The 24344-nt window shown below is 35.2% G+C and carries 20 protein-coding genes; 10 read left to right on the top strand and 10 right to left on the bottom strand.

Going from position 1 to position 24344, the window contains the following annotated elements:
• Positions 1 to 108: 108 nt before the first annotated feature.
• Positions 109 to 2706, top strand: coding sequence for a DUF6923 family protein (locus ACEN2N_RS05795; protein WP_441823428.1), 2598 nt, complete (start codon positions 109 to 111; stop codon positions 2704 to 2706).
• Between the two features lie 79 nt (positions 2707 to 2785).
• Here ACEN2N_RS05795 and purL read toward each other — a convergent pair whose 3' ends face one another.
• On the bottom strand, positions 2786 to 6508 hold the full coding sequence (purL, locus tag ACEN2N_RS05790) for a phosphoribosylformylglycinamidine synthase (protein WP_441823427.1): 3723 nt from the start codon (positions 6506 to 6508) through the stop codon (positions 2786 to 2788).
• A 276-nt stretch (positions 6509 to 6784) separates the two neighbouring features.
• Here purL and ACEN2N_RS05785 point away from each other — a divergent pair, with 276 nt between their 5' ends.
• Positions 6785 to 7159, top strand: a complete 375-nt coding sequence (locus tag ACEN2N_RS05785; protein ID WP_441823426.1) for a winged helix-turn-helix transcriptional regulator — start codon at positions 6785 to 6787, stop codon at positions 7157 to 7159.
• Between the two features lie 171 nt (positions 7160 to 7330).
• The gene (locus tag ACEN2N_RS05780; RefSeq protein WP_441823425.1) at positions 7331 to 8923 is read left to right on the top strand and encodes an amidohydrolase; all 1593 of its coding nucleotides are present in this window, start codon (positions 7331 to 7333) and stop codon (positions 8921 to 8923) included.
• 79 nt (positions 8924 to 9002) lie between these two features.
• Here the strand turns inward: ACEN2N_RS05780 and ACEN2N_RS05775 are convergent, their stop codons facing one another.
• Positions 9003 to 10217, bottom strand: coding sequence for an RsmB/NOP family class I SAM-dependent RNA methyltransferase (locus tag ACEN2N_RS05775; protein WP_441823424.1), 1215 nt, complete (start codon positions 10215 to 10217; stop codon positions 9003 to 9005).
• Positions 10218 to 10372: 155 nt separating this feature from the next.
• Between ACEN2N_RS05775 and ACEN2N_RS05770 the strand changes: the two genes are divergently transcribed.
• Positions 10373 to 11395 (top strand): oxidoreductase, encoded by a 1023-nt coding sequence (locus ACEN2N_RS05770; RefSeq protein ID WP_441823423.1) that lies wholly within the window; start codon positions 10373 to 10375, stop codon positions 11393 to 11395.
• On the opposite strand, the gene ACEN2N_RS05765 is transcribed toward ACEN2N_RS05770, so the two are convergent.
• Genes ACEN2N_RS05765 through ACEN2N_RS05755 form a run of 3 tightly spaced genes read right to left on the bottom strand, consistent with a single transcriptional unit; the run spans position 11396 to position 12908 of the window.
• Positions 11396 to 11833, bottom strand: coding sequence for a hypothetical protein (locus ACEN2N_RS05765; RefSeq protein ID WP_441823422.1), 438 nt, complete (start codon positions 11831 to 11833; stop codon positions 11396 to 11398).
• Positions 11826 to 12332: a hypothetical protein gene (locus ACEN2N_RS05760; protein ID WP_441823421.1), complete on the bottom strand. Its 507-nt coding sequence runs from the start codon at positions 12330 to 12332 to the stop codon at positions 11826 to 11828. Before ACEN2N_RS05760 ends, ACEN2N_RS05765 begins: the two co-directional genes overlap by 8 nt.
• A gap of 33 nt (positions 12333 to 12365) precedes the next feature.
• On the bottom strand, positions 12366 to 12908 hold the full coding sequence (locus tag ACEN2N_RS05755) for an RNA polymerase sigma factor (protein ID WP_441823420.1): 543 nt from the start codon (positions 12906 to 12908) through the stop codon (positions 12366 to 12368).
• A gap of 140 nt (positions 12909 to 13048) precedes the next feature.
• Between ACEN2N_RS05755 and ACEN2N_RS05750 the strand changes: the two genes are divergently transcribed.
• On the top strand, positions 13049 to 13768 hold the full coding sequence (locus tag ACEN2N_RS05750; protein WP_441823419.1) for a hypothetical protein: 720 nt from the start codon (positions 13049 to 13051) through the stop codon (positions 13766 to 13768).
• Between the two features lie 89 nt (positions 13769 to 13857).
• On the opposite strand, the gene ACEN2N_RS05745 is transcribed toward ACEN2N_RS05750, so the two are convergent.
• Genes ACEN2N_RS05745 through ACEN2N_RS05730 form a run of 4 tightly spaced genes read right to left on the bottom strand, consistent with a single transcriptional unit; the run spans position 13858 to position 18958 of the window.
• On the bottom strand, positions 13858 to 15681 hold the full coding sequence (locus ACEN2N_RS05745; protein ID WP_441823418.1) for an ABC transporter ATP-binding protein: 1824 nt from the start codon (positions 15679 to 15681) through the stop codon (positions 13858 to 13860).
• On the bottom strand, positions 15681 to 17390 hold the full coding sequence (locus ACEN2N_RS05740) for a phospho-sugar mutase (RefSeq protein WP_441823417.1): 1710 nt from the start codon (positions 17388 to 17390) through the stop codon (positions 15681 to 15683). Before ACEN2N_RS05740 ends, ACEN2N_RS05745 begins: the two co-directional genes overlap by 1 nt.
• A 44-nt stretch (positions 17391 to 17434) precedes the next feature.
• A complete protein-coding gene (locus ACEN2N_RS05735; protein WP_441823416.1) occupies positions 17435 to 18394 on the bottom strand; it encodes a glycosyltransferase family 2 protein in 960 nt (319 codons plus the stop codon).
• A 33-nt stretch (positions 18395 to 18427) separates the two neighbouring features.
• Entirely contained in the window at positions 18428 to 18958 is a 531-nt protein-coding gene (locus ACEN2N_RS05730) for a DUF4199 domain-containing protein (RefSeq protein WP_441823415.1), read from the bottom strand.
• 181 nt (positions 18959 to 19139) lie between these two features.
• Between ACEN2N_RS05730 and ACEN2N_RS05725 the strand changes: the two genes are divergently transcribed.
• The 3 genes from ACEN2N_RS05725 to mtaB all read left to right on the top strand — a co-directional run bounded on the left by ACEN2N_RS05725 (position 19140) and on the right by mtaB (position 22149).
• Complete coding sequence (locus ACEN2N_RS05725; RefSeq protein ID WP_441823414.1) at positions 19140 to 19418, top strand: type B 50S ribosomal protein L31; 279 nt, start codon at positions 19140 to 19142, stop codon at positions 19416 to 19418.
• A 142-nt stretch (positions 19419 to 19560) separates the two neighbouring features.
• Positions 19561 to 20736, top strand: a complete 1176-nt coding sequence (locus ACEN2N_RS05720) for a GlmU family protein (protein WP_441823413.1) — start codon at positions 19561 to 19563, stop codon at positions 20734 to 20736.
• 84 nt (positions 20737 to 20820) lie between these two features.
• Positions 20821 to 22149, top strand: a complete 1329-nt coding sequence (gene mtaB / locus ACEN2N_RS05715; RefSeq protein ID WP_441823412.1) for a tRNA (N(6)-L-threonylcarbamoyladenosine(37)-C(2))-methylthiotransferase MtaB — start codon at positions 20821 to 20823, stop codon at positions 22147 to 22149.
• 33 nt (positions 22150 to 22182) lie between these two features.
• Here the strand turns inward: mtaB and ACEN2N_RS05710 are convergent, their stop codons facing one another.
• On the bottom strand, positions 22183 to 22479 hold the full coding sequence (locus ACEN2N_RS05710; RefSeq protein ID WP_133687887.1) for a GNAT family N-acetyltransferase: 297 nt from the start codon (positions 22477 to 22479) through the stop codon (positions 22183 to 22185).
• Between the two features lie 178 nt (positions 22480 to 22657).
• Between ACEN2N_RS05710 and ACEN2N_RS05705 the strand changes: the two genes are divergently transcribed.
• Positions 22658 to 23347, top strand: coding sequence for an alpha/beta hydrolase (locus tag ACEN2N_RS05705; protein WP_441823411.1), 690 nt, complete (start codon positions 22658 to 22660; stop codon positions 23345 to 23347).
• 38 nt (positions 23348 to 23385) lie between these two features.
• On the top strand, positions 23386 to 24342 hold the full coding sequence (locus ACEN2N_RS05700) for a lytic transglycosylase domain-containing protein (protein ID WP_424000599.1): 957 nt from the start codon (positions 23386 to 23388) through the stop codon (positions 24340 to 24342).
• Positions 24343 to 24344 lie beyond the last annotated feature (2 nt).

Genomic DNA, 24344 nt, shown 5'->3' with positions numbered 1-24344 from the left:
AAATTGTATTTGAGCGTGTTATGTATACATCTCGAATTTTTGTAAGAAAATTCTTTAATTAATTCTATTAGATTTGAGCAGTGAGATAAATCCCAAATCGTTGAAGGCATGAAAAAAAAATACCTTAAAAACATATTATTGAACTCAATTGCTGTAATTGTGATAGCTCTTTTTGGCTGGAATATGAACGCACAGGCAGAACCTTTCAACTGTGATTTTAACGCCTACTTATTTCAGTACAACGATATATACAAATTGGATCTGGCATCAGGTAGTTCTTATTTAGTAGCCGAAGATATTACTCCAGGTAATGTGAACGGTGTAGGTTATAACCCCACAGATGGTTATTTATGGGGATATTTATCGACCCCCTCGAGTACCATTGTAAGAATTGGAAAAAACTATACTGTAAATCAATACACAATACCAGAATTACCATCGGGAAATAAATATGTGGGAGATATTTCACCAGATGGTGTTTATTATTTTAAGGCAGGTGGTTCTTCTTATTTTAAGGTTGATATTAATCCCGATTCACCAACCTATCTTGAATATTTAGGTGCTTTTGAATTAAGTCAAAGTTTAGGTATAGCTGATTGGGCTTTCAATGCTGCAGATGGTATGTTGTATACAGTAGAAGGCGGTACTCGAAAACTATATAAAATTGATCCCGAAACAGGTAAAGTTTACAACTTAGGTGAAGTACCTATTATAGAAGGGTTAAGCTATACATTTGGCGCAGTCTATTTTGATGTTGATGGTAACTTCTATATTTCTGCCAACCAAACCGGTTCGGTTTATAAAATTGAGCAAGTCCAAAATATTACGGACGGAAATATGAATTCAAATATTTTTGCTTTTGGTCCTGCAGCCTCAAGTAATGATGGTGCCCGTTGCCCCACAGCACCTGTACCACAAGAAGATTGTTTGAATGGTGTAGATGATGATGGTGACGGATTAGTAGATTGCGATGACCCTTCATGTTCTGGTGTTGCTGCTTGCCCAGTAATAGTTACTACTTCTAGTGCTAATAAAGGCGGATTAGAAAGTAATGATAGGCTAGCGAATTTAATTAGTAAGAGAAATTTCAATAGAGCGAAGACAAATTATGTATTTGATAAACTGAGTGCCAAGAAACTAGTTAAAAATGCGTTTTATGGACTTACTTCTAAAACAGCAATCGATGAGATACCTTTAAATAGCCTAGTGCCGTTAGGTGTGATAGGCGAGACAAGTACAATTGAGTCATCACCTAGCGATTTATTAGATTTAACGAATGCATCAGATATCTATTCGGTAGATTATTTAAACGGTTCTGAAAACTTAGGATCATTGATGGTCATTAAAACGGATAATAAGGTATACGAGCATAGTAAGTTTATCTGCGACCGTTTTCTAGGAGCACAATTATTATCGGTTTCAAATATTCAGTTACGAGAAAAAGATTTTATCAAGTCCATTATTAAGCAACCGGACGGTAGTCTTGAATTTGCTCTTACTTTCTCAGCTAGGGTAAATGCAGATGAAAATTTCACCATAGAATCGCATTGGAATATTGATGCCTATGCAGGCAATACAGCTTATTATAATTTTCAGATATGGTCTAATTCAGTAGATGACTTATTATTGCTAGCCGATGAAATTTTAAATCTTTTAGAGGTTAATGCAGCTATCACCCAGTATAATGGGTCAACGCCTCCACCAGTATTCGTAAAGTCTGCTAGCTATAAAAATGGTGAAGTTTTATTGAACTTAGTGAACAATAATAATTCTCAAAGTATTAATCTAGAAGGCGGGTTAAAATTGACCGAAACTAGTGAAACTGAAGTATTAGGAGTAACTGCAGATATTGATGGGTATTTAGATTCCGTAGCCCTAAAAACAGGAACCTTGTTCGATTTAGGATTTAGAATAAGTGCTGGTTTAGGTATGACACCAGATGATCTTTTTGTTGCCGACGCGCCATGGGGCTTAGATGATTCTGCCGAAGAAACAACTGTAGCTACCTATGAAGTGTTACCTGCTGATGGTCCATATATTGGTGAGGGATATCCTATTGAAAGAAATATAAAATTAGAAGGTAGCACTAGTAACTATTTAGGAGTGTACCGTGCTTTGAGTCCGAGGTTTGCAGCTGTCGATTTAAGTGAATATAGCAAAGTAAGTTTTGAGGCTAAGGGAACCGGTAATTTAGATGTACAATTGATAAAAGGTGATGGTTCAATTTATAAAACTACTATCAGTTTAGAAAGTGAAATGGATGAATACACATTATCTGCAACCGATTTTAAAAATGACTCAGATGCAGGTACCGAGTTTTCTGATATAAAAGTGCTTTCTTTTAATCTAGTTGCTGAAAATAGGTATGCGGAAGAAAAGTCTATGGAGTTACAAAATATAGATTTTCATAATCGTGAACTGGGTCAAGAGTTTGTAGATTCAGATTTGAATAAGTCGATTGTATATCCGAACCCAATGATAGAAAGTTCTGGCTTATACTTTTATGAAGAAAAGGCAGATACCTATCAATTAGATATTTATTCTTTGAGTGGTAAATTACTTATTAACCACCATATGGAAGGTGAAAGTGTAGCAGGGCAAAATGAAATAACGATAAAAAGAAAAGACCTATCCCCAGGGTTATACCTATACAAACTACAAAACTCTAGTGAGAAAACATGGAGCGGTAGATTGTTGGTTAGATAATACGTTTTGGTTGTAAAAAAAGCTGTGTACCCCAGACATGGGAGTGCACAGCTTTTGCTTTTTTATGAATATGCAATGTCTATTTCTGATTATCAACCCACGTTTTAGCATTTTTAAACGCTTCTAACCATGGTGAAACTTCATCAGTTCTATCCGTTGGATAATGTGCCCAGTTCCATGGAAAAATAGAACGTTCAATATGTGGCATAGTTACTAAGTGACGACCCGTTTTATCGCAAAGCATTGCGGTGTTGAAATCACTGCCATTCGGATTTGCAGGATAGCCTTCGTAACCATACTTGGCAACGATATCATAATTCTCTTCAGATAGTGGTAAAGCAAATTTACCCTCACCATGAGAAATCCACACGCCAAGTTTACTTCCCTCTAAAGAAGAAAGCATTACAGAGTTATTTTTCTGAATTTCTACAGATGTAAAATTACTCTCATGTTTATGAGAATCGTTGTAGGTCATTTTGCCATGAGATTCATGTTCAGGATTTATTAAATCCAACTCCATAAACAACTGACAACCATTACAAATACCTACAGATAATGTATCTGGTCTTGCAAAGAAGTTTTTAATAACTGTATTTGCCTTTTCATTGTATTTAATGGCACCTGCCCAACCTTTTGCACTACCTAACACATCTGAATTAGAAAAGCCGCCTACGGCACCTAGAAATTGAATGTCTTCTAAATTTTCACGACCAGAGATTAAATCGGTCATGTGAACATCTTTTACATCAAATCCTGCTAAATACATAGCATTTGCCATTTCACGTTCAGAGTTACTTCCTTTCTCTCTAAGAATCGCGGCTTTTGGTCTCGTTCCGTTTGTTGTTTCAGAACGATTAGGTAAAATAATAGCTGCAGAATTCAAGAAATTGTACTGTAAAGGTTGAACCTTATAATTTTCAAATCTATCCTTCGCTAAACCTTTTGAGGTCTGTTGATTATCTAGTAAATATGATGTTTTAAACCAAGTATCTCGTAAAGTTTCTATGTTAAGTCCCATTTCCATACCATTATTTCTAACAGTAAGTGTAGCTTCATCTGTAACATTACCTATTTTCTTAGCTTCAATATTTTTAGATGCAAAAATTGACTCAATGCTATCATCTTTCGCTTGCAATACAATACCTGCATTTTCAGAGAACAAAACTTTAATTGTATCAGCTTCACCTAAACTTGTTAGGTCAAGGTTTGCGCCTAAATTAGTGTCAGCAAAACAAAGTTCTAACAAAGTAGTAATCAATCCACCAGAAGCAACATCGTGTCCAGCGACAATTTTATCTTCTTTTATTAAAGATTGAATCGTATTAAAAACAGTTTTAAAATAAGCAGAATCAGTAATTGTAGGGGTTTCGTTACCAATACTATTTCTAGTCTGTGCAAACGACGAGCCACCTAATTTATAATTGTCTTTAGATAAGTTGATGTAATAAATAGAACCGGCACCTTTCTGTAAAACCGGTTCAACAACCTTTGTAATATCGCTACAGTTACCAGCAGCAGAAATGACTACGGTACCAGGAGAAATTACATCACCATCTTTATATTTTTGTTTCATGGAAAGAGAATCCTTTCCTGTAGGTACGTTAATGCCTAAATCGATAGCAAAATCAGAAACTGCCTGTACAGCTTTGTAAAGACGAGCATCTTCACCTTCGTTTTTACAAGGCCACATCCAGTTAGCGGAAAGAGAAACAGAAGCCAATCCATCTTTTAACGGCGCCCAAACTAAATTGGTCAATGATTCTGCTATACTATTTTTACTACCTGCTGCAGGATCGATCAAAGCAGAAATAGGGGAGTGCCCAATACTAGTAGCAATTCCTTCTTTTCCTTTAAAATCTAATGCCATTACTCCGCAATTATTCAAAGGCAATTGTAACGGACCAACACATTGTTGTTTTGCCACACGACCACCAACACAACGGTCTACTTTATTCGTAAGCCAGTCTTTACTAGCAACAGCTTCAAGTTGAAGAACCGCATCTAGGTAATCATGAAAGAATTCTAAAGAATATTCTGCATTCTTATAATCACGAATAACCGTTTTATCTGTCATTACCGTTTTAGGAGAACTACCGAACATATCAGACAAAGCTAAATCCATTGGCTTAGCACCGTTGGTTTTAGATTCAAAAGTAAAACGGTCGTCACCAGTAACATCACCAACCTCGTACATTGGCGAACGCTCACGGTCAGCAATTCGCTTCAATAAACCGATATCTTCTTTGCCGATTACAAGACCCATACGTTCTTGAGATTCGTTACCAATAATTTCTTTAGCAGATAGGGTAGGGTCACCAACAGGTAATTTGTCTAAATCTATTTTACCACCAGTTTCCTCTACTAATTCTGATAAACAGTTAAGGTGTCCGCCAGCTCCATGATCATGAATAGATACGATAGTATTTACATCGCTTTCTACCATACCACGAATAGCATTAGCGGCTCTTTTTTGCATTTCAGGATTAGAACGTTGTACGGCGTTTAGTTCGATAGCCGAGCTAAATTCGCCAGTATCTGCACTAGAAACTGCTGCGCCACCCATACCAATTCGGTAATTGTCACCACCTAATATTACTATTTTATTACCTGTTTCAGGTTTGTCTTTTATAGCTTGCTCAATTTTTCCGTACCCAATACCACCAGCTTGCATGATCACTTTGTCATAACCCAGCCTACGATGACTGGACTCAGCTGAAGTTTTATTTTCTTCGGAAGATTCAAACGGAGTAGAAGCTTCATCATATTCAAACGTAAGAACAGAACCTGTAATTAATGGCTGTCCGAATTTGTTTCCAAAATCAGAAGCACCATTAGAAGCTTTAATAAGAATATCCATAGGAGTTTGGTATAACCAATCTCTCTCTTGCATTCCCTTTTCCCAAGACCTCTCTTTTTCTAGACGAGAGTAGGCGGTCATGTAAACTGCAGTACCGGCAAGAGGTAAAGAACCTTTGCCACCAGCTAAACGATCTCTTATTTCTCCGCCAGCACCAGTTGCAGCACCATTAAAAGGCTCTACAGTTGTAGGGAAGTTATGTGTTTCTGCTTTTATTGAAATTACGGAGTCAAATTCTTTCTCTTGATAAAAGTCTGGCTTGTCTGCTGTTTTCGGGGCAAATTGCATTACTCTAGGTCCTTTTACAAAGGCAACATTGTCTTTATAAGCAGATACTATTTCATTAGGAAACTCTTGAGAAGTTTTCTTTATCAACTTAAATAACGAAGAAGGCATTTCTTCACCGTCAATGACAAAAGTGCCATTGAATATTTTGTGTCTACAATGCTCAGAGTTTACTTGACTAAAACCGAATACTTCAGAATCGGTTAGTTTTCGACCAAGTTTTTTGCTGAGGTTATCAAGATATCCAACTTCTTCATCATTAAGAGCTAAACCTTCTTGTTTGTTGAAAGCAGCAATATCTTCAATATTCAAAATAGGTTTTGGTTCTGTGTGAACATCAAAAACCTGTTGGTTTAGAGTGCTGTATTTCTGAGAAATCATTGGGTCGAACCCTATAAATTTTTCTTCAATAGCATTGAATTCCTCGATCCGAATAATTCCAGAAACACCCATATTCTGAGTAATTTCTGTAGCATTCGTACTCCACGGAGTAATCATAGCGGCTCTTGGGCCAACAAAAAAGGCGTCAAGAGACGCCGCATTTATTTTAGGTTGGTTGCCGAACAACCATATAAGTTTACTTGTATCTTCAGATGAAAGTTCCTTAGCGGTCTGTACCGCAAAAACCTTTTTGCTAGGTTCCCCAAAAAAGTGAATCATTATAGTGTGTCTGGTATTGATTTTTAAAGTACAAAATTAAGGTTTTACTAGATAAGATTTACGGGAAATTGAAACACTTTTAAACAGTAATTGTTAATGAAATTAGTGTGAATTTGTTTTACCTTTATCATCTAAGATAATTGGGCTAGGTAAAGTGTTGCTTTATAGTCTTAAAATTAGATTTTTATAATAAATATTATTATAGTATGTTTATTGGACTGAATTAGATTCAGTTTTTAATCAGGAGAATTGTTGATATTAGAAAAGTAAAAAGGAATGGCGAAGCAAAATAATGATACACAGGCACTTGAATATTGTATGGATATGATAGGCGGTAAATGGAAACCTGTTATTATGTATCATATTAGTAAAGGCACCAATCGATTTAATAAACTTTTTGTAGAAATAGAAGGCATAAATCGCCAAATGTTAAGTAAGCAATTAAAGTCTCTAGAACGGTCAGGTATTCTTGATCGTACGTTATTTGGTGAAATTCCGCCACGAGTAGAATATACGTTGACGCCGTTAGGTAAATCATTGCTTCCGGTTGTGAAGGCCATGACCACTTGGGGTCAAAAACAAATGGAAGAAAAAGTGGTAGTGCCAGTTATACCAGAAGCTCCAAAAAATCAACAATTACCATTATTTTAAAATTCCTTTACATAAATTTAATTAGTTTATAAATATGGATTTTAATGCCCATTAAATTCCTATTTACTTTAAAATAGATTGCTCTGGTTTTGAATTAGATAAAAATTGGTTGTTTTCGCGATCGTAACAATCAATTTATGTAACTTCTAGCTGCTAATTCAAATAACCGCCATGAAACAAAAAACTACATTATGTGCATTCGCATGCTGCATTTTCGCCTTTAGTGGCGTGTACGCACAAAAGAAAAGATCAAACAAACAAATTGAAAAATTAAAAACCGAGGTTGCCGCTATTGTTGAGGAGAATAAAAAACAATCTCAGGTAATGGTCGATAAAATTTTTAGTTTTTCAGAATTGGGTTTTCAAGAAGTAGAATCTTCAAAATATCTGACAGGAATTTTGGCTGAAAACGGATTCGAGATTGAAAACTCCATCTCAGGAATTCCCACTGCTTGGTTTGCAACTTGGAGCAATGGTGAAGGACCTACAATTGCTTTGGGTAGTGATGTAGATTGCATTCCAAAAGCATCCCAATATCCGGGTGTGGCATATCATAAACCAATAGTTGAGGGAGCTCCTGGACATGGCGAAGGACATAATTCTGGTATTCCAATGAATATTTCCTCCGCCTTAGCGGTTAAAAAAATTATGGAACGTGAGAATATTGGGGGTACACTTCTAGTTTGGCCAGGTATTGCCGAAGAATTGGTTGCTGCTAAAGCATGGTACGTTCGAGATGGTCGTTTTGATGATATTGATATGTGTATTTTCACCCATGTGGGTAATAATCTTGGAGTCTCGTACGGACCAACAAGAGGTACGGGGTTAATATCAGTAGAATATGCCTTTGATGGCGAAGCGGCACATTCCGCTGGTTCACCATGGAGAGGTAAAAGTGCTTTAGATGCTGCAGAGTTGATGAATATTGCTTGGAATTATAAGAGGGAGCATTTACATCCACTAAAACGTTCACATTCCATATTTACTGATGCTGGTGATCAACCCAATGTAGTGCCTTCTAAAGCAGCTATCTGGTTCTATTTTAGAGATATAAAGTATGAGGGAATCATGGAGATGTACGCCATGGCAAACGATATGGCTAAAGGTGCAGCATTAATGACAGGTACAACCATGACCTCTAAAGTTTTAGGTACTGCCTGGCCAAGACATTATAATAAGGTGATAGCTGAAACTATGTATTCTAACATTAAGCAAGTTGGATTACCAGAATGGTCAGAGGCTGATCAAAAATTAGCTAAAGCCGTGCAAACAGAAGTAAATTCAGAAAAAATAGAAGGTTTGCCTTTAGAATTGGATGAATTAGGACTCCCAGTTCTTGAGCCAATTAGTGGTGGCTCAGATGATATTGGTGATGTATCTTGGAAGGTGCCAACAGTTACGTTAAGGTACCCAAGTAACATACCTGGTCTACAAGGTCATCATTGGAGTAATGCAATAGCTATGGCTACACCAATAGCGCATAAAGGCGTGGTTGCAGGGGCAAAGGTAGAAGCGATGACGATTATAGACTTTTTATTAAAGCCAGAATTAATGAAAGGCGCGTGGGACTATTTTAATAATGAGCAGCAAAAAGACACCAAATATCAACCAATGATTACCGAAAGTGATATGCCGCCAATTTATTTAAATAAAGACAAGCAAGATCAGTTTAGACCAGAATTAGAAAAGTTCTATTACGATGAAACCAAATACGATACATATTTAGAGCAATTGGGTATCGAATACCCCACATTGAAAGATTAGGCTGTTGAATACTATTCATTAAAAAAGCCTTTCGGTTCAATTGAACTGAAAGGCTTTTTAATATGTAATAACTTAGTAATTAGATTTTCTTCTCTAGCAAAGCCATATAGAATCCGTCATAACCACTTTTAGAAGCGTATATTTTTTTGTCTTTCACCAAGCTAAAATCTTTACCTTCTTCAGACTTCAAGAAAGACTGAACCTGATGACTGTTTTCTTGAGGAAGAATAGAACACGTAGCATATACCATCTTACCGCCAGGTTTAACAATTTTGCTATAATTTCTAATAATTTCGTGCTGTGTTTTTACAATTTTATCCAGAAACTCCGGTTGCATTTTCCATTTAGAATCTGGGTTTCTTCTCAAAACTCCCAATCCTGTACACGGTGCATCGATAAGTACTCTATCTGCGCTGCCGTAAAGTTTTTTGTAAACTTTAGAAGAATCAATTTCACGAACTTCAATATTATGCGCTCCATTGCGTCTGGCACGTCTTTTAAGTTCTTTCAATTTACTTCCGTAAATATCCATAGAGATCAATTGACCTTTATTTTCCATTAAAGCGGCTAAGTGCAAAGATTTACCACCGGCACCGGCACATGTATCAACCACACGTTGCCCTGGTTCAATATCTAAAAACTCTGCAACTAATTGAGACGAGGCATCTTGAACTTCGAACATTCCGTTTTTAAAAGCTTGAGTAACAAAAACATTTGCTCTCTCAACCAATTTCAATGCAGAAGCATATCCTTTTATAGGCTCTGCAACGATATTTTCATCTAAAAGTGCTTTACGTAATTTTTCTTTTGTAGTTCGTAACGTATTTGTACGTAAAATAACTTCAGCAGGCTCGTTAAGTTTTGCAAGCTCTTCGGTCCATAATTTTTCACCTAAGGCTTTTTCACATAACTCATCGATCCAATCTGGCACCGCTTCTCTATATTTTCTAATTTGAGAAAGCTCATCGAATTTACCTTTAATTCTTCTCTCTGGTGTTGGTTCGATTTGTTTCCAATCCGGTAATTTAATTCCTTTCAAAACAGCCCAAACTGCCCACATACGAAATAAATCTGGTCTACTATATGGTGCTTTTATTTCGGCAATTTCAGTATATAAACGTTTGTAACGTACCATTTCATAAGTGGTCTCTGCGATAAAGCCACGGTCACGCGCTCCCCAACGTTTGTCATACTTAAGTACTTTTTGAACCACCTTATCGGCATATTCATTTTCGTTAAATACAAGGTTTAAGGCGTCTATTACGGCAAACACCAAATTTCTGTGTAATTTCATTAGAATAGATATTATTACTTTGTCAGAAGATTTGAAGCCGTCATTGTAGCGATTACAGTTTAGATTGGCTAATGTCCTCTAAAAAATTATGGCTGCAAAGGTATTGTTTTAGAAGCGATTCCATTTATTTTTGATGAACTTTATACCATATTCCTATGCGTTACACTTTTCTTTTGATTGTTTTAATGGTTTCATGTTCAGAAAGTGTGCAGCCAACTGCATTTAATTCGGTAATTATCGAAACAGTATATTCAGATTCTGTTAGCATTCGAGCTATTGAGCTTATGGGTAATAGTTTAGCCTTCGCTGCTAATAAAGGCACTTTTGGTACTGTAGATTTAGCTACCGGCAAAGTTCGTGCAAATATTGAAAAATACCATACAAGTGTACCAGCGTTTAGAGCGGTGGCACATACATCTTCCGATTTCTTTATGCTCTCGATAGAATCGCCTGCACTGTTATATAAAACAGGGGATAACGGTCGAATGGAATTGGTGTATAAAGAGGAGGGAGAAGGCGTATTTTATGATGCCATGACTTTTTTGAATGATAAGGATGGAATTGCAATAGGAGATTCTGTCGAAGGATGTTTAAGTGTTATTATAACTTCGGATGGTGGAAACACGTGGTCTAAGCTACCATGTTCACAATTACCAGCCGGTATAGAAGGTGAAGGGGCATTTGCTGCAAGTAATACAAATATCAAGACAATAGGTGATAACATTTGGATGGCGACCACATCCGGAAGAATTCTGTTTTCTTCGGACAAAGGGAAGTCATGGGAAATTTATCAGACTCCCATCAAAAATGCTGAGCCAACAGAAGGTATTTATTCCATTGATTTCTATGATGAAAATTTAGGTTTTGCCATTGGCGGAGACTACACCAATCCGGATACTTCGTTAGCTAACAAAGCAATTACAAAAGATGGCGGAAAAACTTGGAGCTTAGTAGCTGACGGAAATGCTCCAGGTTATAAAAGTTGTGTGCAATTCGTTCCTGGCTCAAACGGAACTGGGCTTGTAGCTATTGGTTTTACAGGAATATCGTATTCATCAGATATGGGTAAAAATTGGAAAGAACTATCAAAAGAGCCTTTCTTTACCATACGCTTTCAGAACGATTCTATTGCATATGCAGCTGGTACAAATCGTATATCAAAACTAATTTTCAAGTAATTATCTACCACCCTTATTCTGGCGATACTGCTTCATTAATTGACGTTTGAATTCTTCTTCTGACCTTAAAAGTAAAAGTGTTTTTTTGGCAGAAATAACTTTAGATACATTCTTAAGAAAATTAGTATCCAACACTTCTTCCTCTTCCTCAATTTGTATGTGTAATGCTAATAATTTTTCAGCCTCTTTTTCGGTCAGCGCATTGGCATCTTTCATTTTACCTCGAATCTGGTCATGATTTTTTTTGCGTAAAACATTTCTTTTTTCTTGATACTCATTGTATACAGGCCAAAACTCTTGGGCTTCTTTAGTGCTTAAAGAAAGTTTCTCGGTAAAGAAAGCTACTTTTAGCGTGTTTATCTTTTCCCAATCTTGGTTTCGTTGTCCGAAAGAAAGGGTAGTTACAAATAGAAATATGGCTATAATAAGTTTATTCATTGTTGTCGATATTTAATTCATCAATATCACTTACATTTTCATTTAAGTAATCTAGTAGGTCTTCGCTCTCAATAGGTGAGCTTAAAAAATCTGAATATTCTGTATTTGTTACTGGTAGTACCTCTGCAATTTCATACGGTGAAAGTTCAAAATCATTATTTTCAAAATAGGCTTCAATATCAGCATTCGCTAAATCACTGAAACTTAATTCACTTGATGGGCTCCAATTGTAATTTAAAGCGATAAGTACAATAGCGGCAATTGACGCAGCTACGGCTATTACTTTCTTAATTGGAAAAAGCGGAATTACCTTTGGTTCATTATCAAGCTTTCCTTTAAGAGATTCATTGAACGATTCAAAATAATTATCGGGTACCTTAAATGCGCTATCCTTTGGGATAGTGCTTTCGGTTTTAGATAATTTATCCATTAGTTTACCCTCAAAGCTATCGAAATAGCCTTCTGGAGTTTTAAACGGATTTTTTTTGTTTTTGTTCATGATACTATTTTGACAATCAATTGTATAAAAGGTTTAATCTTCTTTTAAATACTGTTCTATTTTTTTTACTGCGAGATGGTACGAAGCTTTTAATCCGCCTACAGAAGTACTCAAAATTTCTGAAATCTCTTCGTATTTCAACTCTTGAAAATATTTCATGTTGAATACCAATTTTTGCTTTTCAGGAAGTGTTGCAATAGCTTTTTGAAGTTGAAGTTGAATTTCATCTCCCTCAAAATATACATCTGCTTCTAAATTTGAAACTAATTTATCTTGATAGTCAGTATCTGAAACACCTTGCAGTTTTGCTCTTTGTTTTATGAAATTCAAAGCCTCATTAGTTGCAATTCGGTACATCCAAGAAAAGAGTTTGCTGTCTCCTTTAAATCCGTCTATATTTTTATAAACTTTTATAAACGTGTTCTGTAAAACATCATCAGCATCGTCATGACTTAATACAATACTACGTATATGCCAATACAAACGCTCTTTGTAAGTATTTACCAATACCTCAAAAGCATGTGCTTGCGTGCTTTTAGTTTTTAAATCTAATACTAATGTTTCCTCTTCAATCACTTAGAAATGAGGTTTGTTTATTCTTAGACTATGAAATTAGGGAAAGGTTTAATCATTCCGAATGATATTTAATGCTTTTTAATAGGTATCCTAATAATTATAGAATCTATACGTTGTAAAATAAACCAAAACTTATTTTTATGATTTTAAAGAAGAATTTTTTATTGATTTGCCTTTTTATAACTGCATTTTCTATAATCTCTTGTAGTGACGATAATGAAGGTGTTATTATCGAAGACTTAACTGAACAAACTGATGAAGAAGAGGTTGTAGTAGACGAAGAGGAGGCTGAGAGCGAAGAAGAGGCTGAAGAAGAGGCTGAAGAAGAAACCGAAGAGGAAGTAGTTGAGGAAGAGGTAGTTGAGGAAGAAACTGAAGAGGAAGCTGAAGAATTGTCAAGTTATGTTTTATATGAAAATGTGGAGTTCACAGTTGATACTGATGGGTTGGATACTAAGCGTTTCTTTTCTACAAGCACTGGAAATTTATATACTTACAACGAGATTGATGCGGAAATTGCACCGACTATTGATTTAGCTTGGTATGATATGAGTCCATCAAATTCTGGATTTCTATTTTGGATGAGTCCTGATGATTTATTCATAGATGAGCAAATAGAAGGAGGTACTACGACAAAAATGGAAAATACTGCAGACCAAATGACTGTTGCAGAATTTGATGCGATAACCGACGAAAGTTCACTTGTTGACTTAGTTATTGAGAATGAAGATGAGGCAATGGGACCGCAAGATTATCCGGTTGTAGTTTTATTTGAGAATGCAGCGGGACATAAAGGAGCTATTAAAATGAAGAGTAACGACGGTCAAATTATGATTGTAGATATTAAAGTGGCTCGATAGTTTAAGCCTTTTTCGCAAAATAAATGAAAGCCATCTGAAAAGATGGCTTTTTTAATTTAAAAACTTTAAGAATAACCTGGTATAAAAATTTATGCCAACGATTGCATCTGTACTAGTTTCTTGTATGTACCATTAAGCTCTAAAAGTTCAGCATGAGTACCTTGTTCAACAATCTCTCCTTTTAAAAGCACTACAATGGTATCTGCATTTTGAATGGTAGAAAGTCTGTGAGCAATGACAATAGATGTCCTGTTCTTCATCATTTTTTCAAGTGCATCTTGAACCAGACGTTCGCTTTCAGTGTCTAAAGCAGATGTAGCTTCGTCTAATATCATAATCGGCGGATTCTTTAAAACCGCTCTAGATATAGATAATCGTTGCTTTTGTCCACCACTTAATTTATTACCGCTATCACCAATGTTGGTATCGTAGCCTTTAGGTAGATCCATTATAAAATCATGTGCATTTGCAATTTTAGCGGCTGTAATAATTTCTTCGTCGGTAGCATTCTCTTTTCCTAATCCGATATTGTTTTTAACAGTATCATTAAATAAAATAGAATCTTGAGTAACCAAGCCTAATAAACCACGAAGCGATTTTTTAGTGAGGTTTTTAATGTTATTTCCGTCAATACTGATGTCACCTTCATTAACGTCGTAAAAACGAGTAACAAGATTGGCAATAGTACTTTTTCCACTACCAGATTGCCCGACTAGAGCAACTGTTTTACCTTTTTCAACCGTTAGGTTAAAGTTTTTTAAGACGTACTCATCTTCATACTTGAAAGAGATGTTATTGATGTTAACAGCTGTACTAAAAGTTTCTTGATGAATAGGATTTTCAATTTCAGAAATCGGATTTTCTGTCTCTAATATCTCTAAAACACGTTCTGCTGCTGCATTTCCTTTTTTAACACCGTATGAAGCTTTGCTAATTGATTTGGCAGGTGTAAGAATATTATATGCTAATCCCATATATGCTATAAAAGATGAAGGATCTAATGTTTTGTCTACCAAAACCATTTTGCCACCAAACCATAACAATACTCCAATAACTACAATACCTAAAAATTCACCGGTGGGTGAAGCTAGATTTTGTCTATTTAATAGAATATTACTAAAATGAAAAAATCTTTTTGTCGAACTACTAAAAGTCTTATAAAAACGTGATTCTGAATTAAAGGCTTTAATAACTTTAAGTCCTCCTAGAGTTTCCTCTACGATAGACAGGAATTCTCCTTGTTCGCGTTGGACATCATCAGATTTCTTTTTCAATGACTTTCCTATTCGACTAATAATCATGCCTGCAAGAGGAATAAAGATAAATACGAAAAGGGTCAATTTACCACTAATACCAAACATTATAAGTATAGTGAATAGAATGGTAAGAGGTTCTCTTACAATCAGTTCTAGAACGGAAAGAAATGAATGTTGAATTTCTAATACATCGGATGTAATTCTGGCAATTACATCGCCCTTTCTTTTTTCCGAATAGAAGGAAATGGGTAGCTGAACAATTTTTTCATAAAGTTTATTTCGAATGTCTTTCAATACGCCATTTCGTAAAAATGTTATGAAATACATGGCCAAATAATTAAAAAGATTCTTTAAAAGAAATAAAACTAGTATTAGTCCAATAACTAATACTAGTCCCTTCATTTCATCATCTCCGGAATAAGCTGTGACCCTAAAATTTATATATTCCTGTAAATAGTCTTTAAGGTGTCCAATACCGGTGTATTCAGGTTCTACAAAAACCTTTTTGTTTTGGTTGAATAAAACATCAAGCATCGGTATCAATGCGGCGAATGACAAAGCACTGAATAAGGCGTAAAGAATATTAAAAAAAATATTTAAATAACCGTATGTACGATAAGGCTTCGCAAAGCGAAGAATCTTTTTGAAATAGTTCATTAAGCTAAATTAAGCTCAGCAAGAATGCTCTTAACTTTGTTGTCAAGTTCTGCTGCCACTTTTTTATAATCTTCAGTTTTTTCTAGTTTCGCGTTTGTACTGATGTAGAATTTCACTTTAGGTTCTGTTCCACTAGGTCTAGCTGCTATTCTAGTTCCATCTTCAGTTTCGTAAATTAAAACATTAGATTTTGGAATATTAATAGTTTTCTCTTCGCCAGTCAATACATTTTTAGCAATTGAAGTATTGTAGTCTTCAATCCATTTTACTTTGGAGCCAGCAACAGATTCCACTGGATTTTCTTTAAAGTCCTTCAGCATCTGCTTAATTTCTTCTGCACCACTAATACCTTTTTTGGTAATAGAAACCAAATGCTCTTTGTAGAAGCCATAATCAACATAACATTGTATTAAGTCTTTGTAAAAAGAACTACCATTAGCTTTGGCCTGACTGGCAATTTCACAAGCCAATAGGGTAGAGGTAACCGCATCTTTATCACGAACAAAATCGCCTACCATGTAACCAAAGCTTTCTTCGCCACCACCAATAAAATCTGACTGTGGGAAATCTTTGATCATTTTACCAATCCATTTAAAGCCTGTAAGTGCAGTTTTGAATTCAACGCCATATGCTTTTGCCATAGCTTCCATCATAGGGGTAGAAACAATTGTGGTAGCAATAAACTCATTTCCTTTAAAACCTTTTTCTTTTCTCTTTTCAAGAAGAAACTTAGTCATCAAAACCATAGCTTGATTTCCGTTGACAATTTCCATTTCTCCATCAAGATTGCGAACGGCGATACCTAAACGGTCACTATCTGGATCTGTACCTACAACCATATCAGCACCAATTTCTTCAGCTTTTTTAACTGCCATGGAAAGCGCCTCAGGTTCCTCTGGATTCGGAGACTTTACTGTAGGGAAGTTTCCGTCAGGTTTAGCTTGTTCTTCAATAATAGTTACATTTTCATACCCTCCACGTTTCAATACTTCTGGTATAGCCGTAATTGAAGTTCCGTGTAGTGATGTGAAAACGATTTTAAAATCATCTTTACCGGCAGCATTGAAGTTTCCTGCAGCTACTGACTGTGAAATAAAAGCTTCATCGACTTCCTTATCGATTACTTGAATTAGGCTATCATTTGCTTCAAATTTTATGTCTTCAAAAGCTAGAGAATTAATTTCAGAAACTATAGCTCCGTCTTGTGGTGGTACAATTTGTCCGCCATCTGTCCAATATACTTTATACCCATTATATTCAGGTGGGTTATGAGATGCTGTTAGAACAATACCTGCATGGCAGTTTAAATGTCTAACTGCAAAGGAAAGTTCTGGAGTAGTACGCAAATCTGAGAAAAGGTATACTTTAATATTGTTTGCAGAAAATACTTCAGCTACAATTCTAGCTAGTGTATCACTATTATGACGGCAATCAAAAGCAATAACTACTTTAATTTCTTCGCCTTTGTAAACTTTGTTTAGGTAATTGCTAAGTCCCTGTGTGCTTTTACCCAATGTATATTTGTTGATACGATTAGTGCCCACGCCCATAACGCCTCTCATACCACCAGTACCGAATTCCATATTTTTATAAAAACGGTCGTTCAGTTCTTCTTTATCGTTGGCGATAAGGTGTTCAATTTCTTTTTTTACAGCTGGGTCGAAAAAATCGGTAAGCCAGCTTTTTGCTGTATCAAGGATGTTATCCATTTTAGTTTATAGTTTTAGGTGCAATTAAGTTAGTAAGAATTTTACTATTCTAAAAGTGCTGTGTTTATTTCTTCAGAGACAATATATCTTTTTTCTTCTTTCTTTGAACGGATTAATATTTCGCCAAGAAAGCCTGCTAAAAACAACTGCGTTCCTATCACCATGGCTATCAGTGAAATATAAAATTGAGGTCGGTCTGTAATTAATCTTCCAAACTTGTTTAAGAATAATTTATCTATACCTAAATAGATAGCAAATCCGAATCCGATCAAAAACATTAAAACGCCCAATGCGCCGAATAAGTGCATAGGTCGCTTACCGAATCTAGATACGAACCAAATGGTCAATAGATCTAGAAAACCATTTATAAAACGTTCCATTCCGAATTTTGTTTTACCGTATTTACGAGCTTGATGCTGAACCACTTTTTCTCCAATTTTAGAAAAACCAGCATTTTTCGCAAGTACAGGAATATATCTATGCATTTCGCCAGATACCTCAATGTTTTTTACAACATCATTCGCGTACGCTTTTAGTCCGCAGTTGAAATCATGCAATCGAACGCCAGATGTTCTTCTAGCTGCCCAATTAAATAATTTTGAAGGTGTGTTTTTAAAGATGATAGAATCGTAGCGTTTCTTTTTCCAGCCAGATACCAATTCGTAGCCTTCATTGGTAATCATATTATATAACCCCGGGATTTCTTCAGGGTTATCTTGCAAATCGGCATCCATAGTAATGATAACATCGCCACTTACGGCTTTAAATCCGGCATGTAGTGCTTGCGATTTACCGAAGTTGCGTAAAAAATGAATTCCCTTAACAGCAGGGTTTTGGTTTGATAACGCTGTAATTATTTTCCATGAGGTATCAGTGCTGCCATCATCAACAAATAGTATTTCATAAGAAAAATGATTGGCTTGCATCACAGATACAATCCAATCATGAAGTTCTTTAAGTGACTCTTCTTCGTTAAGTAAAGGAATTACTATTGATAATTGCATGCGTTATATAGGTATTCCTGTCAAAAGTACGAATTAGTTAAGATTTTCTTGTTTTTTAATAATTAATGCAGGTATTATAGACCCAATGAAACCAAGAATAATTGAAAAAATAAGACCCATTCCAAGCTGTTTAATAGGATTTTGATTTTTTTGATCTTCCATTGCTTTATCAACATCATTTTTGGACATCCCTGCATCTAGCATCATTTCAGAGGCATAATTAATTGCTTTTTCAGTTGTTTCAGGGTCAATAATTTCAGTAAGTATAAAATTAAAAAGAATACCAATAATTCCAGAAACAAGAGCTACCCCAACACCAATTTTTAAACCTTGCCGAAATGAGATAAAGTCGTTATTAACTTTTCTAAATTCTATCATGGCTAAACTTCCTCCAACAACGATAAAGGTTAAGGAAAGTAAAAGATTAATAAATAATCTTTTGAGGTCAATTTGATAATGCAAATCTTGAGAAAAGAGCATCAAGCTAAGAACAATACCGATAACCCCTAGTATTATACCGTATTTTAATGCGTATTTTCCGGTTTTTGGTTCATTTTCTTCCATAATATATTTGTTTTAGGGTGGGTTTATTTAATTAGTATGATGGATATCTCTTTTGTTACAAAAGTGCTAAAAATTAATTTTAATATTTTTTTTGATTTCTAATTGTGCATTTATATAATTTCACTATTTTTGCAGCCTTAAAATGAGTGCCCGTCGGAATGGGTGCGTTAAAGTTTTTAAAATGAAAAAAGATATACACCCAGAAAATTATAGGATAGTGGCCTTTAAGGACATGTCTAATGAAGAAGTATTTTTGACAAAATCAACAGCTGATACTAAAGAGACTTTAGATGTTGATGGTGTTGAGTATCCATTGGTAAAATTGGAAATTTCAAGAACTTCTCACCCGTTTTACACTGGTAAAGCTAAATTCTTGGATACAGCAGGTCGTATAGACAAGTTCAAGAACAAGTACAAGAAATTTGTTAAAGAAGAGACAAAAGAAGAAGAGGAAGAATAGTATTATTATTTCTTTATTAAATATAACGCCTTCGAAATTTTCGAAGGCGTTTCTTTTTCATTTAACTTTTAAATAATAGAAGTTATCTATTAAATATAGTTGCTCTAGAGATATTTGTTAATTTTGAAAAAAATCATCTCGTATGAATGTTATTCTTTTTGATGGTCCACGTAGGAATCATCTTTTACCCTTCACTTTTACTCGTCCCGTTTCAGAAATTCGAGTAGGTATTATGACCTTGAAAGAGCGTTGGGAAGCATTTTTAAAAGTTTCGGTTACATCTTTGACCGAAGAGTATTTAAGTGTAAAATACCCTGTTAATTTAGAAGATGCTAATGTGTTTATAGATGCATCGGTATTACCTTCGAACGAGTTGTTAAAAGCGGTTAAGGCTTTGCAATCTGGTGAAGTGTTGATGTCGGGCGAATTGATTATCGCATATGTAGCTGCTGTTTCTAAAACTATCGATGAATTAAGTGCATTCGATACCATTACATTTAAGGGTGATATCGTGCAAATCAATAATACCTGGGATATTTTCGATAAAAACGCTGCTATTTTGCAGTTTGATTTTGACTTTATTACCAAAGGACGTAAAAGTCAACCCATATCAAAAACGAATCAATTAATTCACCCAGAGCGTATATTTCTTGAAGAAGGAGCAAAGGTTGAATTCAGTATACTTAACGCTACAGACGGACCTATTTACCTAGGTAAGAACTCTGAAATATGGGAAGGAAGTCTAATACGTGGTGGTTTGGCACTTTGTAATAATGCCATTGTAAAAATGGGAGGTAAGCTCTATGGGGCGACTACCATTGGTCCGTACAGCAAGGTGTGCGGCGAAATAAGTAATTCTGTGATATTTGGCTATTCAAGTAAAGGTCATGAAGGGTATTTGGGCAATGCCGTATTAGGAGAATGGTGTAATATAGGTGCAGATTCTAATAACTCGAACCTAAAAAATAATTATGCGAAAGTCCGTCTTTGGAATTATGCCACAGAGAGTTTCGAGCAAACTGGGTTACAGTTTTGTGGCTTAATGATGGGGGATCATAGTAAGACCGCTATAAATACCATGTTTAATACAGGTACTGTAATTGGGGTAAATTCGAATATCTATGTTCCTGGGTTTCCTAGAAATTTTGTTCCAAGTTTTAGTTGGGGTGGTGCATCTGGGTTTACCGCATATCAACCTGCAAAAGCATTTGATGCAGCAAGGGTAATGATGGCAAGAAGAGGGGTAGAGTTTGATGAAGTTGAAGCCAATATTCTTAACCATGTATTTGAAATTACTAAAAAATGGAGAAAGTATTAAGTATTTAGAATTGAAATTCAATTACTTAGCTTGCTACAGCCAATTGAAGTTTAAGTATTTTTACATGCTCAAAGAGATTATTAGATGAAGAAAAAAGTGGCTTTTTACACTTTAGGATGTAAGTTGAATTTTTCAGAAACATCTACCATAGCCCGTAGTTTTGCTGACGAGGGATTTGACAGGGTAGATTTTTCAGAAAAAGCAGATATGTATGTGATAAATACATGTTCTGTAACCGATAATGCCGATAAAAAATTTAAGACCATAGTTAAAAAGGCACAGAAGATAAATCCCGATGCTTTTGTTGCGGCAGTTGGTTGCTACGCACAGTTAAAACCAGAAGAACTTGCTGATGTAGATGGGGTGGATTTGGTTTTAGGAGCTACGGAAAAATTCAAGATTACCGATTATATAAACGATTTAACCAAAAATGATCATGGTAAGGTTCATTCTTGTGAAATTGCGGATGCCGATTTTTATGTGGGTAGCTATGCCATTGGAGATAGAACAAGAGCTTTCTTGAAAGTTCAAGATGGTTGTGATTATAAATGTACCTACTGTACAATACCTTTAGCGCGTGGTATTTCTAGAAGCGATACTTTAGAAAATGTTTTGAAAAATGCGGCTGATATATCTGAGCAAGGTATTAAGGAGATTGTTCTAACTGGGGTAAATATTGGAGATTACGGTAAAGGTGAGTTCGGTAATAAAAAGCATGAGCATACTTTTTTAGATCTTGTTACCGCTTTAGATGATGTAGATGGTATTCATCGTTTACGAATTTCATCAATTGAGCCCAATCTCTTAAAGAACGAAACAATTGAGTTTGTTTCTCAAAGTAAAACTTTTGTACCTCATTTTCATATTCCCTTACAGAGTGGTAGTGACGATCTTCTTAAGTTGATGAAGCGTCGTTATATGACAAATCTTTATAAAGAACGGGTAGCGAAGATTAGAGAGGTGATGCCGAACTGCTGTGTTGGAGTTGATGTAATCGTTGGTTTTCCCGGTGAGACCGAAGAGCATTTTTTAGAGACGTATCACTTTTTGAATGACTTAGATATTTCTTATCTACACGTTTTCACCTATTCAGAAAGAGATAATACACCTGCTGCTACAATGGATGGTGTAGTGCCTAATAAAGTTAGAAATAAAAGGAGTAAAATGTTACGCGGGTTATCGGTTAAGAAGAGACGGGCATTTTATGAGAGTCAGTTAGGTAATGATTTAACAGTATTGTTCGAGGGAGAGAATAAAGAAGGGTATATACATGGTTTCACCGAGAATTATGTAAAAGTAAAATCACCTTGGAATCCCGAATTGGTAAATACTTTGCATAAAGTGCAGTTGACCGAAATTGAAAAGGATGGTCTTGTCCGGTTTAATTTTGTAAACGAAAAAGTAGAAGCATAAAAAAAGCCTTTCATTTGAAAGGCTTTAAATTTTTTAGATACGAATACCGATTGGTAACATTTCTTTATACTGTCTTCTGTTTTTTCGCAGAAATCCAGCGATATGCGGACTTGTTGGAACAACTCTAAGGTTTCTTTCTTGAATAATACTAAGAACGGCTTTTATAAAGTTTTCTCTAAAATCTTCATCTGTAATTTCTTCAGGAACCACTAACTTGGTAAGGAAAACTTTTCGTTCTTGAGATGAGTATTCTATTCTGGCAAGATGACCATCTACAGTAGTTTCAAATTGGCGCAGAAAAGAATTGTCATTAATGATAACATCGTTCATATAGATAATTTTAGTGTTGCTATTAGACAAAAAAATTACGATGTTCTCATATCGTAATTTGTCGTTAATGAAATGCTGTACAGATTATATGACATGTTAAAACATGTGTTTTTCGCATTCTCTTACAAAACTAGTTAAAAAATACTTAATTTCCTAGTTTTTACTACGTTTCGTGACTATGATAGATAATATAATTCATGTGTATTGTATGCCAGGTATGGCTGCAAGTCCTACAATTTTCGAGTATATAAAATTACCTAAAGAGAGATTTGAACTGCATTTATTAGAATGGAGTATTCCTACAAAAGGGATTTCATTTAGTGAGTACGCTAAAAATATGTGTAAACTCATAAAACATAAGAATGCTGTGTTGATAGGGGTTTCGTTGGGCGGACTTCTAGTTCAAGAAATGACTAAATATATTGAGGTAATAAAAGTGATAATTATATCGAGTGTTAAAACCCGTCACGAATTGCCAAAACGTATGCTATTTGCAAGGTACACCAGTGTACATAAATTGCTTCCTACGGGGTTGGTGAACAATGTTGAGTTATTGGCAAAATATGCCTTCGGTGAAAGTGTAACAAAACGGTTATCACTGTATGAAAAATATTTATCCGTTAGAGATAAAGGCTATTTAGATTGGTGTATTAACGAATTGGTAAATTGGAAGCAAGAGGTGCCTTGCGAAAAATTAGTTCATATACAAGGTGAAAAAGACACAGTTTTTCCTATCGCAAATATTAGTAATTGTATACATGTGGTCAATGGTACACATACTATGATTATACATAGGGCAAAGTGGTTTAACGAGAACTTGCCAACAATTATTTTGGAATTAGATAGTTCTATATATACCTTTGGTTAACTACAGATTGGGTAGAAATAATTTTAAATATAAAATTCATGAAAACTATTAAGAATATATTGATGTTGTTAGGTGTTGTATTTGTTGCTGGCACCTTGATATTTGCGGTACAAAGTACTGATGCGATTGCGGTAAACGATAAGATTGTGGCGAATGATAGTGTTCAGAAAAACGTAGCTAAATCGTATAAAATTTCTTCAATAGATATTCCTCAAGACTTAAATTTTGCAGGAGAAGTGGTTCCGCAAGAAGATCCAGAAATTATGGAACGAGTAGACCGTGAGTTTTTGGTAAATACGTATTGGCAGTCTAACGCTTTGTTATTAATGAAAAGAGCGAATAAGTATTTTCCGATAATAGAGCCAATTTTGGCTAAAAATGGTATTCCAGATGATTTTAAATACTTAGCGGTTGCAGAAAGTGGTTTAACAAATGTAGTTTCCCCGGCAGGTGCTACCGGTTTTTGGCAAATTATGAGAGAAACCGGTAAAGAGTACGGTTTAGAAGTAAATTCGAATGTTGATGAACGTTACCACTTAGAAAAGTCTACAGAGGTTGCTTGTAAGTATTTAAATAGATGGAAAGATAAATATGGTAGTTGGGCATTGACTGCAGCTGCATATAATGCTGGTCCGGGTGCTATCAACAAATACATGGGTATTCAGCAAGTAGATAATTATTGGGATTTGCTATTGGGTGATGAAACGGGTAGGTATGTTTTTAGAATTATGGCGATAAAAGAAATTCTTGCCAATCCAGAAAAGTATGGTTTTCATATCGATCAAGAAGATATGTATAAAGCTATACCTACTTTTAATGTTGAGATTAATAAGCCAGTTAGTGATTTTGCAGATTTCGCACAAGAGTACGAAATCAACTATAAAATTCTAAAAAGACATAATCCTTGGTTAAGAGAGCCACATTTAAATAATGGCTCTGGTAAAAAATACACTTTAGAAATCCCTAATAAAGGATACTACAGAGAAACAAAATAAGA

Origin of the sequence: Maribacter spongiicola, from assembly GCF_052119685.1 — a bacterium.
Classification (GTDB): domain Bacteria; phylum Bacteroidota; class Bacteroidia; order Flavobacteriales; family Flavobacteriaceae; genus Maribacter; species Maribacter spongiicola_A.
This window is presented reverse-complemented; position numbering and strand designations above follow the sequence as displayed.

Bases quoted from the DNA above. Each gene is read 5' to 3' on its own strand.
- ACEN2N_RS05765 (WP_441823422.1), bottom strand. From the start codon at position 11,833: ATGAATAAACTTATTATAGCCATATTTCTATTTGTAACTACCCTTTCT.
- ACEN2N_RS05730 (WP_441823415.1), bottom strand. From the start codon at position 18,958: ATGGAAGAAAATGAACCAAAAACCGGAAAATACGCATTAAAATACGGT.
- ACEN2N_RS05770 (WP_441823423.1), top strand. From the start codon at position 10,373: ATGCGTTACACTTTTCTTTTGATTGTTTTAATGGTTTCATGTTCAGAA.
- mtaB (WP_441823412.1), top strand. From the start codon at position 20,821: ATGAAGAAAAAAGTGGCTTTTTACACTTTAGGATGTAAGTTGAATTTT.
- ACEN2N_RS05710 (WP_133687887.1), bottom strand. From the start codon at position 22,479: ATGAACGATGTTATCATTAATGACAATTCTTTTCTGCGCCAATTTGAA.
- ACEN2N_RS05785 (WP_441823426.1), top strand. From the start codon at position 6,785: ATGGCGAAGCAAAATAATGATACACAGGCACTTGAATATTGTATGGAT.
- ACEN2N_RS05700 (WP_424000599.1), top strand. From the start codon at position 23,386: ATGAAAACTATTAAGAATATATTGATGTTGTTAGGTGTTGTATTTGTT.
- ACEN2N_RS05720 (WP_441823413.1), top strand. From the start codon at position 19,561: ATGAATGTTATTCTTTTTGATGGTCCACGTAGGAATCATCTTTTACCC.
- ACEN2N_RS05780 (WP_441823425.1), top strand. From the start codon at position 7,331: ATGAAACAAAAAACTACATTATGTGCATTCGCATGCTGCATTTTCGCC.
- ACEN2N_RS05705 (WP_441823411.1), top strand. From the start codon at position 22,658: ATGATAGATAATATAATTCATGTGTATTGTATGCCAGGTATGGCTGCA.
- ACEN2N_RS05745 (WP_441823418.1), bottom strand. From the start codon at position 15,681: ATGAACTATTTCAAAAAGATTCTTCGCTTTGCGAAGCCTTATCGTACA.
- ACEN2N_RS05775 (WP_441823424.1), bottom strand. From the start codon at position 10,217: ATGAAATTACACAGAAATTTGGTGTTTGCCGTAATAGACGCCTTAAAC.
- ACEN2N_RS05760 (WP_441823421.1), bottom strand. From the start codon at position 12,332: ATGAACAAAAACAAAAAAAATCCGTTTAAAACTCCAGAAGGCTATTTC.
- ACEN2N_RS05750 (WP_441823419.1), top strand. From the start codon at position 13,049: ATGATTTTAAAGAAGAATTTTTTATTGATTTGCCTTTTTATAACTGCA.
- purL (WP_441823427.1), bottom strand. From the start codon at position 6,508: ATGATTCACTTTTTTGGGGAACCTAGCAAAAAGGTTTTTGCGGTACAG.
- ACEN2N_RS05740 (WP_441823417.1), bottom strand. From the start codon at position 17,390: ATGGATAACATCCTTGATACAGCAAAAAGCTGGCTTACCGATTTTTTC.
- ACEN2N_RS05725 (WP_441823414.1), top strand. From the start codon at position 19,140: ATGAAAAAAGATATACACCCAGAAAATTATAGGATAGTGGCCTTTAAG.
- ACEN2N_RS05795 (WP_441823428.1), top strand. From the start codon at position 109: ATGAAAAAAAAATACCTTAAAAACATATTATTGAACTCAATTGCTGTA.
- ACEN2N_RS05735 (WP_441823416.1), bottom strand. From the start codon at position 18,394: ATGCAATTATCAATAGTAATTCCTTTACTTAACGAAGAAGAGTCACTT.